This window comes from Borreliella bavariensis PBi, from assembly GCF_000196215.1.
In the GTDB taxonomy this organism is placed as follows: Bacteria; Spirochaetota; Spirochaetia; order Borreliales; family Borreliaceae; genus Borreliella; species Borreliella garinii.
The window spans coordinates 46,698-55,560 of sequence record NC_006129.1; the positions used below are offsets into that span (position 1 = coordinate 46,698).

Annotated in this window: 8 protein-coding genes and 1 pseudogene; 2 read left to right on the top strand and 7 right to left on the bottom strand. The window is 25.1% G+C overall.

The features are described from left to right. Positions 1-49: 49 nt before the first annotated feature. The 7 genes and pseudogenes from BG_RS04655 to BG_RS04685 form a co-directional block, all read right to left on the bottom strand. On the bottom strand, positions 50-802 hold the full coding sequence (locus tag BG_RS04655; RefSeq protein WP_011187209.1) for a complement regulator-acquiring protein: 753 nt from the start codon (positions 800-802) through the stop codon (positions 50-52). Between the two features lie 324 nt (positions 803-1,126). After that, a complete protein-coding gene (locus BG_RS04660; RefSeq protein ID WP_011187210.1) occupies positions 1,127-1,909 on the bottom strand; it encodes a complement regulator-acquiring protein in 783 nt (260 codons plus the stop codon). Between the two features lie 232 nt (positions 1,910-2,141). Then, a complete protein-coding gene (locus BG_RS04665) occupies positions 2,142-2,849 on the bottom strand; it encodes a complement regulator-acquiring protein (RefSeq protein WP_011187211.1) in 708 nt (235 codons plus the stop codon). Positions 2,850-3,174: 325 nt separating this feature from the next. Next, positions 3,175-3,876 (bottom strand): annotated as a pseudogene (locus BG_RS04670) (complement regulator-acquiring protein). A 271-nt stretch (positions 3,877-4,147) separates the two neighbouring features. Continuing rightward, positions 4,148-4,903 (bottom strand): complement regulator-acquiring protein, encoded by a 756-nt coding sequence (locus BG_RS04675; RefSeq protein WP_011187214.1) that lies wholly within the window; start codon positions 4,901-4,903, stop codon positions 4,148-4,150. 310 nt (positions 4,904-5,213) lie between these two features. After that, positions 5,214-6,008, bottom strand: a complete 795-nt coding sequence (locus BG_RS04680; protein WP_226047814.1) for a complement regulator-acquiring protein — start codon at positions 6,006-6,008, stop codon at positions 5,214-5,216. Positions 6,009-6,137: 129 nt separating this feature from the next. Then, positions 6,138-7,007 carry a complement regulator-acquiring protein gene (locus tag BG_RS04685; RefSeq protein ID WP_044007983.1) on the bottom strand — a complete coding sequence of 290 codons (870 nt, stop codon included), beginning with the start codon at positions 7,005-7,007 and terminating at the stop codon, positions 6,138-6,140. 525 nt (positions 7,008-7,532) lie between these two features. Here BG_RS04685 and BG_RS04690 point away from each other — a divergent pair. Both BG_RS04690 and thyX read left to right on the top strand, forming a co-directional pair. Continuing rightward, a complete protein-coding gene (locus tag BG_RS04690) occupies positions 7,533-8,306 on the top strand; it encodes an OMS28 family porin (RefSeq protein WP_011187217.1) in 774 nt (257 codons plus the stop codon). A 196-nt stretch (positions 8,307-8,502) separates the two neighbouring features. Beyond that, positions 8,503-8,863 (top strand): FAD-dependent thymidylate synthase (gene thyX / locus BG_RS04695; protein WP_044007984.1); only part of this gene is annotated, 361 nt, incomplete at its 3' end.

Consider the following 8,863-nt stretch of genomic DNA (forward strand, 5'->3'; position numbering starts at 1 on the left):
TTCTCTTCCCAAAAAATATCAAGTGCAACGTATTTTTTTGTTTTTATTACTAATAGATGGGCTTTAAAGAATCATGTTCTTTATAATTTTCATTCATGTGGTTTACTAGTTTTTCCGCATCGGTTTGAATGTTTTCTAAATTTTTATTGTAATCTTCAATAGTTTCTTTTAAAGTTTTTGCAAACCTTTGTTTTAGCTTTAAGCTAGATTCTATTTGCATTAGTAGCCTTTCGGCTTTTTCTTGGCCTAGAGTGTGTAATTCATCTGTTATTGCTTTTCTTATTCCTTTTAAACACTCTTCTATGTTAAATTGAATACCCCATGATATGTGATAAAGAAAGCTTCCAAGTATATTATGAGCTTTAGGATTTTGTTTAAGTTTTTCAAGAATTCCTTGTAATATCTTTATTTTTTCTGTTTCATAATTTAAAGATGAGTAAATTATTCTTTTCATTTTCATTTGATTCTCTTCTACAATAAGATCACGAGGTCCAACTTTAAAAGTATCTAGAAAATCAAGTTGTGCAGCAGCAATTTTATCTATTTCTATCTTTTCTTGTTTCTGTTGAGCTTCTAGGTCCTTACCAATTGCTTTTAATTTTGAGATTATATCTTCTATATTTTTTGTCTTTAAAGGATCTGGATTTTGAGATTTATTTTTAAATTCTTTAGTGTTTTCTTTTTTATTGGTTTTGCTTTTTGGTTCCGGATCAATTTTATTAACGGCACATGAGATGCAAATTAAAGTTAATGTCGTTGTAAGAATATTAAGCTTAATTATATTAAGTTTAGTTTTTTTCAAAATATTCTCCTTATAAATTAAAACTAATATTTAATAAATATTATACAAAATAATAATATAACCATATTATTTTGTATGTTAAATGATATTAGTTTAATTTTATATTAAAAGTTTAATTTTTACTTCATTTTTGGTTTTTATTTTAATTTTGTAATATTTTAAATTTAAACTTTAATAAAAATTAAATAAAAATTAAATAAAAATTAAAAGACATTATTGTTTTTAGTTTGGACTCTAATTAAGCGAAGTTTAAAAAAAAGAAGAGAAGAATTAGCTTCTCTTCTTAAAAAATATCAAGTGCAACGTATTTTTTTGTTTTTATTACTAATAGATAGGCTTTAAAGAATTAAATTCTTTGTAATTTTCATTTATATGTTTTTCTAGTTGTTCTGCACTGGTTTTAATGTTTTCTGAATCTTGATTGTAAGCGTCAATAGTTTTGTTTAAGGCTTTTTTAAAGTTTTCTTTTATCTTTAATTCAGATTCTATGCGCATTAGTAGCTCTTCGATTTCTTTTTGGTTTAGAATTTGTAATTCATCTTTTATTGGGTTTTTTATTACTTTTGAAATTATGTCTAGTCGTGATTGAATAATTATTGGTATGTCGTAAATGAAATTTTTAGCTATTTTCTTGTGTTGAAGATTTTTGTCAAGCTTTTCAAGAATTTCTTGTAATATCTTTATTTTTTCTGTTTCATAATTTAAAGATGAGTAAATTATTTTTTTCATTTGCATTTTTTCATCTTCAGGAAGAGAATCATGAGGATCAGTTTTAAAAGTTTTTAAGAAATCAATTTGTGTATTGTCAATTTTAGCTATTTCTATATTTTCTTTTTCTTTCTGAGCTTCCAGGATTTTAAGGGTTGTTTCTAATTTTGAGGCTGTAGCTTCTGGATACTTTTCCCTTAAAGGTTCCAGATCCTTATTTTGTTTTTTTGAAGGTTCAAGATCTTGAAATTTATTTACAAAATTTTTGATGTTTTCTTTTTTATTGGTTTTGCTTTTTGGTTCCGGATCAATTTTATTAACGGCACATGAGATGCAAATTAAAGTTAATGTCGTTGTAAGAATATTAAGCTTAATTATATTAAGTTTAGTTTTTTTCAAAATATTCTCCTTATAAATTAAAACTAATGTTTAATAAATATTATATAAAATAATAATATAACTATATTATTTTATATGTCAAATGATATTAGTTTTATTTTATATTAAATAAAAATTAAAAGACATTATTGTTTTTAGTTTGGACTCTAATTAAGTGAAGTTTAAAAAAAAGAAGAGAAGAATTAACTTCTCTTCTTAAAAAATATTAATTGCAACGATTTTTTAATTTGAATTAGTAATATACGGTCTTAAAAGAATGAAGATTTTTGTAATTTTCATCCATATGTTTTGCTAATTGCTCCTTATTGGATTTAATGTTTTCTAAATCTTGATTGTAAGCGTCAATAGTTTTGTTTAAGGCTTTTTTAAAGTTTTCTTTTAGCTTTAAGTTAGATTCTAAGTCCATTAGTAGCGCATTATAGTTTTCTTCAGATAGAGTGTTTGCTTTCTTTTTTATTTCTTTTAAGCTTTTGTTTAGTTGGAATTGAATCATTAGTGATATGGAATAAAGGAATCTTTCAAGAATCTTTTGGTGTTCAGAAGTTTCTTTAAGTTTGTCAATAATTTCTTTTAATGTTTTTATTTTTTCGATTTCGTAATTTAAAGATGAGTAAATTATTCTTTTTATATTCATTTCTTCATTTTTGCTAAGATTTTGGTAGGATTGGGTTTTTAAAGAACCTAGAAAATCAGGTACTGTAGTATCAATTGTAGTTATTTCTGCATTGTCTTTCTTTTCTTGAGCTTCCAATTTCTTGCCAATTTCTTCTAATTTTGAGACTTTAGTTTCTTGATTCTTTTTATTTAGAGAATCAGGATCTTCTAAATTTTTGGTGCTTTTTTTTGGATTGGTTTTATCAGCAGCACATGAGATGTAAATCAAAGTTAATATTATTGTAAGAATATTAAGCTTAATTATATCTGGTTTGTTTTTTTTCAAAATATCCTCCTTATAAAATAAAACTAATATTTAATAAATATAATACAAAATAATATTTTAACTATATTGTTTTTTATGCCAAATAATATTAGTTTTATTTTGTATTGAAAGTCTAATTTCTACTTTGTTTTGGGTTTTTCTTTTAATTTTGTAATATTTTAAATTTAAAAATCAATAAATAAAAGACATTATTGTTTTTGGTTTAGATGCTGATTAAGTTGGTAAACAAAGAAAAAAATTAACTTCTCTTTTAAAAAAACATTAATTGCAATGCATTTTTTTGTTTTTATTATTAATTAGTAGGCTTAAAAGAATCAAGGTCTTTTTATAATTTTTCTCCATATGCTGCTAGTTCGTACACATAGGTTTTAATGCTTGGGGGGGGATTTTTATTGTAAGCGTCAATAGTTTCGTTTAATTTTTTTGCAAAGTTTTGTTTTATCTTTAAGTTAGATTCCAGGTTCATTAGTAATTCGGATTCTTTTTGGTTTTGAGTGTGTAAGTTATCGTTTATTAAGTATAAGGCCATATCTAGGTTGTATTGAATGTTTGCTGCTATTTGATAAATGAAGTGTTTAGCTGTATACCTGTGATGAGGCTGGTTATAAAGTGTTTCAAGAATTTCTTTTAATGTATTTATTTTTTGTGTATCGTAATTTCAAGATGAGTAAATTATTCTTTTGATTTGCATTTCTTCATATCGAGACAGCTCATCATATACATCAGCTTTAAAAGTAGCTAGGAAATCAATTCCTTTAGCATCGGTTTCGGCTATTTTTATATATTCTTGATTTTCCGGATTCTTATCAGTTGTTTCTAATTTTGAGGCTTTAGTTTTTTGATTCTTTTTTTTTAGAGATTCTGGATCTTGAGATTTATTTTCAAAATTTTGGTTATTTTCTTTTGTATTGGTTTTGCTTTTTAGTTTTATGCCAATTTTATTAACAAGTGTGCATGAGATGCAAATTAAAGTTAATACTGTTGTAATAATATTAAGCTTAATTATATTAAGTTTAGTTTTTGGCAAAATCCTTTCCTTATAACTAATATTTTAACCATATTTTTTTATTTGTCGAGAATATTAGTTTTATTCTTTACTAAAAGTCTAATTTTTGCTCTGTTTTTAGGCTTTTCTTTTGATTTTGTAATATTTTAAATTCAAACTTTAATAAAAATCAATAAAGATTAAAAACATTGTTGTTTTTGGTTTAGACTCTAATTAAGTTAGTAAAAAAAAGAGAAGAATTAACTTCTCTTTAAAAAAATATCAAGTGCAATGTATTTTTTTGTTTTTATTGCTAATTAATAGGCTTAAAAGAATCAAGAGTTTTGTAATTTTCCTTCATATAGGTTGCTAATGCGTCCACATTGGTTTGAATGTTTTTTGAATCTTTATTGTAATCGTCAATAGTTTCGTTTAATTTTTTTGCAAAGTTTTGTCTTGTCTTTAAGCTAGAATCCAGGTTCATTAGTAATTCGGATTCTTTTTGGTTTTGAGTGTGCAAGTTATCTTTTATTATTGCTTCTTTTATTAAGCATAAAACCCTATCTATGTCGTATTGAATACTTGCTACTATTTGATAAATGAATTCTTTAGATGTATACCTGTGCTGAAGCTTGTTGTAAAGTGTTTCAAGAATTTCTTTTAATGTATTTATTTTTTGTTTTTCGTAATTTAAAGATGAATAAATTGTTCTTTTGATTTGCATTTCTTCATATTGAGAAAGATTATCCTTCTCATCAGCTTTAAAAGTAGCTAGGAAATTAATTCCTTGAGCATCAATTTCATTTATTTTTATATATTCTTGTTTGTTTTGATTTTCCAGGTTCTTAGCAGCTGTTTCTAATTTTGAGGCTTTAGTTTTTTGATTTTTTTTATTTAGAGGATCAGCATTTTCAAAATTTTGATTTTTTTTATTTAGAGGATCAGCATTTTCAAAATTTTGGTTTTTTTGTTCCAGGTCTATTTTATCAACAGCACATGAGATGCAAATTAAAGTTAATATTATTACAACAATGTTAACTTTAATTATATTTAGTTTAGTTTTTGTCAAAATACTCTCCTTATTAATTAAAATTAATACTTATTAATTTTAATATAAAATAATAATATAACTATATTGTTTTGCTTGTCAAATGATATTAGTTTAATTTTATATTAAAAGATTAAATTTCTACTTTGTTTTAGACTTTTGTTTTGATTTTATAATATTTTAAATTCAAACTTTAATAAAAATTAAATAAAGATTAAAAACATTGTTGTTTTTAGCTTAGACTCTAATTAAGTGAGTAAAAAAAAAAGAGAAGAATTAACTTCTCTTTAAAAAAAATATCAAGTGCAATGTATTTTTTTTGTTTTTATTACTAATCAATAGGCTTAAAAGTACCAAGTTCTTTACAAACTTCATATATCTGCCATGTTAGTTGTTTCATATCGGTTTTAATGTTGTATAAATTTTGATTGTAAGCCTCAATAGTTTCGTTTAATTTTTTTGCAAATTCTTGTTTTAGAGTTAAGCTTTTTTCTAAAGCCCCATGTAGCAATTCGAACTCATTTTGTTTTAGATTGTGTAATCCATTTTGTATTAATTCTAAACAACCTTCTAGTTCTTTTTGAATAAAAAATGCTGTGCCATGAAGGAAATATATAAGTAAAGGGGGTACTCTTTCGTGGTCAATATATTGGTAAAGTTTTTCAAGAATTTCTTTTAATGTATTTATTTTTTGTGTGTTGTAATTTAGAGATGAGTAAATTATTTTTTTTATTACTATTTTTTCATCTTTATAAAGAGTACCATAGGGAGAGGCTTTAAAAGTATCTAGGAAATCAAGTTTTGCAGCAGCAATTTTGGCTATTTCTATATTGTCTTTTTTTTCTTGAGCTTTCAGCTTCTTACTGATTGCTTTTAATTTTGAGATTATATCTTCTTTTTCTAGAGATTTTTGATTTGAAGGTTTTAGATTGTGAGATTGATTTAAACAATTTTGGTTGTTTTCTTTTGGATTGGTTAGGCTTTTTAGTTTTGTATCAATTTGATCAACAAGTGAGCATGAGATGCACATTAAGCTTAATATTGTTGTAATATTAAACTTAATTATATTTGATTTAATTTTTGTCAGAATATTCTCCTTAATCATATTTGATTCAGTTTTTGTCAAAATATTCTCCTTATTTTTTTATATATGTCAAATAACATTAGTCTTAGTTTGTATTAGAAGATTAAATTTCTAGTTTTTAGGCCTTTTTTTTATTTGCAATATTTAATCCTTTAATACATACACTACCAATTAGTAGTGTATGTGATCACAACAGGCTTTTAGTAGTATTTTCATCTTCTCTGTAATGCGCATACTTTCATCTGGGTTTAATTTATATTCGTATCCAAGCCTTATCATTTCTCCTAAAATTATTCTATCAACACTGGAACTTGCTGTATTGTTTCCATATTTGCTAATAACTTCTTCTACGATTTTTATCCAAGCATTTTTATTTTGCATTAGTTTTTCAAATTTTTCTTGAATATCTTTTACTGTTTTTGTTTCAAAGTTTAATATTAGGCGTCTTAGCTCGTTTTTAGTTAAAAGATTGACAACTGTTTCTAATGATTCTTGGGTTTTAAATCCTTTCCAAAAAAATGCGTCAATAATATTATAATGGTAGCCACTTGAGCTTGATGTTTTTGCTAGTATTGAGATTAATTTTTTGATTTTATTTTCATCATAATCTAGAGATGAATAAAATAATCTTCTAGCCTCATTCTTTTTTAACATTAAGTCAATATTTGAGGCGCCAGTATTTTCCGGGAATGCGTTTTTATTTATTCCAAAGTGATCAATAGGTTCAATTTTTTGAATATCTTGATTTGTTTTTTGAGTAGATATTTCAATCTTTGATTCTATTGATTCAATTAATTCTTCATTTTCATTTAATCTTTGAATAAATTTTTTAATTATCCTTTCCTTTTTAGTTTTTGAAAGTTGGCTTTGTTGTAAATTGTTCAAATTTTCTGCTTTATTAATACTAAAGTTTTTAGCAATGAGGTTTGATTGCAATTCCTTTGTTGCTTCTTCGCTATTTGATGGAGAATAAAAAGAGCATGAGAACAGCAAGGTTATTTTAAATAGCGTTAATATCTTATAAATCATGTTTCTTTTCAAGACGTAATCCTTTAAAAAATTTAATTAGTGTTATTTGGCAAGCTCAGTATTTCTAATATAAATATATTTCAGTTTGTTTAATTTTCAATATTTGTTTTACTTATTTAAAATAAAAGACAATAAGTTAATCATTTAAAATATTTTTTTTTAAAAAAAGCTTAAAAGATTTCATTTGGTTTTTAAATTTATTCTTAATGCAAGCAATATTAATGCTGAATTGTTGTACTTTTTAAGCTATATTAATTTTAAAAAATTTTGTTATTAGCTTTGTTTTTTACTGATGATTGCATTATATTTTTCATGTGTTATTTTGTAATAATAAATCTAACTATTATAAAATAACACCGTTCTCCCCATTTTAATGTAAAATTTAAGTCTTAAAATCTTTATTGAAAGTCTTTATTTTAGATTGAATTTTAAATTAAAAGAGTTAATTATTTATTTTAATACAAATATATATTGATTCTAATTTAGTTATGTTTTAAAATATTAAGAATAAAATAGTTTAAATAAGGAGAATAAACAATGACTAAAATGTTTAGTAATTTAATAATTAGTGGATTATTGTTTGGACTTGTAAATTTGAATGTGTTTGCAGATTCTAACAATGTAAGCGTTCTACAATCTCAATCCAATGTTGTAGAACAATCAGATCAAAAAGATGGCAAAAGCCCAGATCAAAAAGATCAGGTTAGTAAAGCTCTAGATACTATTAACAAGGTGACAGAGGATGTTTCTAATAAATTAGAAGGCGTTAGAGAATCGTCTCTTGAGTTGGTAGAATCAAATGATGCAAGCGTAGTTAAAAAGTTTGTAGGTTCAATGTCTTTGATGTCAGATGTTGCTAAAGGTGCTGTTGTTGCATCACAAGAGGCAACTATTGTGGCAAAGTTTTCAGGAATGGTTGCTGAGGATGCGAATAAGGTTGTTGAAATGTCTAAAAAGGCTGTTCAAGAAACTCAAAAAGCTGTTTCTGTTGCAGGTGAAGCAATGTTTTTAATAGAAAAGCAAATAATGTCAAATAAATCTCCAAATAATAAGGAATTGGAATTAACAAAAGAAGAATTTGCTAAAGTAGAAAAAGTTAAAGAAACTCTAATGGCTTCTGAAAGGGCTTTAGATGAAACAGCTCAAGAGGCTCAAAAAGTTCTCAATATTGTTAATGGTTTAAATCCATCAAATAAGGATCAATTAGTAGCAAAAAAAGATGTTGCAAAGGCTATTTCTAGTGTTGTTAAAGTAGCTCAAGGTGCAAGAGATCTTACAAAAGTAATGACCATTTCTTTATATATGAGATAGTTTAATTATATAGATTTATAAATGATTAGAGGATAAAGCAAAAAGGTTTGAGGCTAATTATATTAGCCTCTACCTTTTTTGCTTTCTATTTTACTCAAAGCTTAATATTAAACTCCCCATTAAGACTGTTCTTATGATATAATATTTGCATTCTGAAAAAGTTAATAAATTTATCTTTAAATAAGGAGATCAATTTTTGAACAAAGAATATAAAATTTTGGATAATGGTTTTTTAAAGCTTATTGATTTTATTGGAGATGATAAGAGAATCGTTGATGCTGCAAGGATTTCTTATCGAGGAGATAGTGTTAAAAGGAAAGATGAGGAACTTATTGACTATTTAATAAGAAATGGGCATACAAGTCCATTGGAGCAGGTGGTTTTTACATTTCATGTTAAAGCTCCAATATTTATTGCAAGGCAATGGATGAGACACAGAACCGCAAGGATTAATGAAGCTTCTGGATGTTATAGTTTGGCAAGAAAGGAATTTTATATTCCCTTAGAAGAAGATTTAAAGCGCCAAATTTCCAACAATAACCAACCTGAAAGAGAGT

Coding starts and splice junctions, on each gene's coding strand:
- BG_RS04690 (WP_011187217.1), top strand. CDS start 7,533: ATGACTAAAATGTTTAGTAATTTAATAATTAGTGGATTATTGTTTGGA.